General features: G+C 72.3%; 4 protein-coding genes. 2 read left to right on the top strand and 2 right to left on the bottom strand.

Features of this window, described 5'->3' with window-relative positions; all coding sequences use genetic code 11:
* Positions 1 to 82: 82 nt before the first annotated feature.
* Both ACT2CW_RS12755 and ACT2CW_RS12750 read right to left on the bottom strand, forming a co-directional pair.
* On the bottom strand, positions 83 to 490 hold the full coding sequence (locus ACT2CW_RS12755) for a cold shock domain-containing protein (RefSeq protein ID WP_037950628.1): 408 nt from the start codon (positions 488 to 490) through the stop codon (positions 83 to 85).
* A gap of 104 nt (positions 491 to 594) precedes the next feature.
* On the bottom strand, positions 595 to 1,113 hold the full coding sequence (locus tag ACT2CW_RS12750) for a DUF192 domain-containing protein (protein ID WP_445516595.1): 519 nt from the start codon (positions 1,111 to 1,113) through the stop codon (positions 595 to 597).
* An 84-nt stretch (positions 1,114 to 1,197) separates the two neighbouring features.
* On the opposite strand from ACT2CW_RS12750, the gene ACT2CW_RS12745 reads away from it, so the two are divergent.
* Together ACT2CW_RS12745 and ACT2CW_RS12740 are read left to right on the top strand one after the other, a co-directional pair.
* Complete coding sequence (locus tag ACT2CW_RS12745) at positions 1,198 to 1,944, top strand: prepilin peptidase (RefSeq protein ID WP_445516594.1); 747 nt, start codon at positions 1,198 to 1,200, stop codon at positions 1,942 to 1,944.
* 296 nt (positions 1,945 to 2,240) lie between these two features.
* A complete protein-coding gene (locus tag ACT2CW_RS12740; RefSeq protein WP_037950620.1) occupies positions 2,241 to 3,002 on the top strand; it encodes an isoprenyl transferase in 762 nt (253 codons plus the stop codon).
* Positions 3,003 to 3,096: the final 94 nt, after the last annotated feature.

Below are 3,096 nucleotides of genomic sequence, written 5' to 3'. Positions count from 1 at the left end.
AGGGGAGGGGGGAAAGCGATAGGACGGTCTGGTAAGAAAAAAGTCCCCTCACTCCGCTGTCAGGACCCGACAGGGCCTGATGTCAGGATTCGATCCAGTTGTGCGCCTGGGCGATCTCGAGGACCCGCCTGCGCACCTGCTTGATCTGGTCGGCGGTCAGACTGCCGCCCACCTCGACCAGCGCCTCGGTCAGCTCCTGCCGGAACTCGGTGACCGACAGCACATCGCACATGGTGTCGTCGCCGTCCGGACCGGCGGAGGGCCGTACGACCGGCGCCGCGGCACGCTCGACGATGCGCACCTCGGAGGCCTTGGGCCCCTTGTCGCCGTACTCGGGAACGAACCGCACCTTGGACCCGGGCTGGAACAGGTGCTTCTCGTCCAGCAGGTCGTTGGCGTGCATGAAGACGTCCTCGCCACCGTCGTCCGGAGCGATGAAGCCGTAGCCGCGGAACTCGTCGAAACGCAGAATCTTGCCCGTGGTGGTCACCGTGCTACCCCTACCCCTATACCTCTACCTCGATGACCTCGACCGCGATCGAGGGTGTCCCGACCCTGACCGATCGAGGGTGCCCCAACCATGGCACCGAGACGTCAGCGTACAGAAGGGGACGGCGGCGCTGAAGGGCCGGGGGCGATCACGACGCGCACGCCCCGCCGCACGCCCCAGTGCTCCAACGCGCCCGCCTCCGCCTCCAGCACATGGCGGGACCTCAGCCGCGGCCGCCCGAGCCGCCCGGGGCGCAGGGTGTGGACGTCCAGGACGGTGAGGTGCCGGTCCAGATAGGCGACGTCGATGGCGAACCGCATCCGGAAGGTGTGCACCCCGCTCGCGGGGGTGAGCAGGAGCGCGCCGGTCAGCCCGTCCCGGCCGAGCAGCCCGCGGGCGCGGGCGCGGTAGGAGGCGGCGATGGTGAGCGGAATGCCCTCCGCACGCCTCGCGCCGCCATCCGCGCGCCCCGTGCCCGCGCCGCCCTCCGCGCGCCTCGCGCCGCCCGCCACGCCCCCCGGGTCCTCCTTCGCGCCCATCGGGCCGCCGCCCGAGCCGCCGTCCGCGCCGCCCGGGCCGCCCACCACGAGCAGCGTCCCCGTACCGTCCCGCCAGCGGCCCATGACCCGCGCCCCCTTCGCCCGTTCCGCGCCGTCCGCCCGTCCCGGCAGTGTTCCACCGGCCGGGCGCTTCCGTAGGCTCGGCGCGTGCAACCGCTGCTGATCGTGCTCGCCGCCGCGTACGGCGCGGCCGCCGGGCTGCTCGTACCGCGCCCGCTCTACCGGCTGGCCGTCGAGCCGGAGGAGCCCTGGCGCGGCGCCTGTCCGCGCGGGCACGCGCTCACCGGCCCGGCGCGCGGCTGGCTGGGCCCCGCCCGGTGCGCCGGCTGCCGGGACGGCGAGCGGGACTACGGGACCGGCCCGGTGCTCGCCGCCGTGCCCACCGCGCTGGTGTGCGCGGGCCTGGCGGCGGCCGTCGGCGCGCGCCCCGAACTGGCCGTGTGGCTGCTGCTGGTGCCGCTCGGGGTGCTGCTCACGGCCGTGGACATGGCGGTCAACCGGCTGCCGGACGTCCTCACCCTGCCCATGGCGGGCGGGGCCGCGGCGCTGCTCGGCGCGGCGGCGCTGCTGCCGCACAGCGCCGGGTCCTGGACCCGGGCGCTGCTGGGCGGCGCGGTGCTGGGCGGGGCGTATCTGGTGCTGTTCCTGATCAGCCCGAGCGGCATGGGGTTCGGCGACGTCAAGCTCGCGCTGACCCTCGGGGTCGCGCTCGGCTGGTACGGCTGGGACGTGCTCTTCGTGGGCGCCCTCGCCGGGCTGCTGCTGGGCTCCTGCTGCGCCGTGGGCCTGGTGCTGACCCGGCGGGCCGGGCGCCGGACCGCGATGGCGTTCGGCCCGTTCATGATCCTCGGGGCGGGCGCCGGACTGGTGCTGGGGGCGCTCGGCGCCGGATGACATCGGCGCGCGGAGGGACGGCCCCGCCGAGATGCATGGACATCCCCTCACGAAGCGTTATGGTGGAAACCCCCCCTCGGGCCGGTCCGTACTCCCCCCCACGGACCGGCCCGCTCTATTTCGGGCTTCTGGGGCCCAAACGGGCGGCACGTATCCCACACGGTCGGCTACGAAGCGTGACGGGACGCGGTCATTCGGCCGTCCCGGTTAGCCAGTCCCCCTGCCCCGCAGTAGGGTGTCGGCCTTGGGGCGGACTGCCATGGCGAGCCATGTGAAGCACTGAGGGGCTGGAAGACGTGAAGTTGCGCGACCTGGTGTACGGGCTCTACGCACGCCGGGTGGAAGGCCGCCTCGATCACGCCCAGGTGCCCAAGCACATCGGCGTCATCCTCGACGGCAACCGCCGCTGGGCCCGCGCGGCCGGCGGCACCACCGAGCAGGGCCACAAGGCGGGCGCCAGCAAGATCCAGGAGCTGCTCGGCTGGTGCAGTGAGACGGACGTCGAGGTCGTCACGCTCTGGCTGCTCTCCACGGACAACCTGGACCGCCCCGAGGAGGAGCTGGTACCGCTCCTGAGCATCATCGAGGGCGCGGTCCGCGACCTGGCCGCGGACGGCCGCTGGCGGGTGCACCACGTCGGCAACCGCGATCTGCTGCCCTCCCGCACCCAGACGGTCCTCAAGGAGGCCGAGCGGGACACCGAGGGCATCGACGGAATACTGGTCAACGTGGCCGTCGGGTACGGCGGACGGCAGGAGATCGCCGACGCGGTGCGGTCGCTGCTGCTGGACCACGCCACCAAGGGCAGCTCCTTCGAGGAACTCGCCGAGATCGTCGACATCGACCTCATCTCCGAACACCTGTACACCCGTGGGCAGCCCGATCCGGACCTGGTGATCCGCACCAGCGGCGAGCAGCGGCTCTCGGGGTTCATGCTGTGGCAGAGTGCCCATTCGGAGTACTACTTCTGTGAAGTTTTCTGGCCCGCCTTCCGCAAGGTCGACTTCCTCCGCGCGCTGCGCGACTACGCCGCCCGTCATCGCAGGTACGGCAACTAGTTCCCGTTAGTAGTACCGCAGTTCACCGGCTCGGGGGGGGGGGTTTTTTTTCTTCCTTTCCCCCACCCCTTTCCTCCCCCTCCTCCCCCCACTC

The sequence above is a fragment of the Streptomyces sp. NEAU-174 genome (assembly GCF_052665095.1).
Note: the sequence above shows the minus strand (reverse complement) of the source record. Positions and strands in the feature narration are given on the sequence as shown.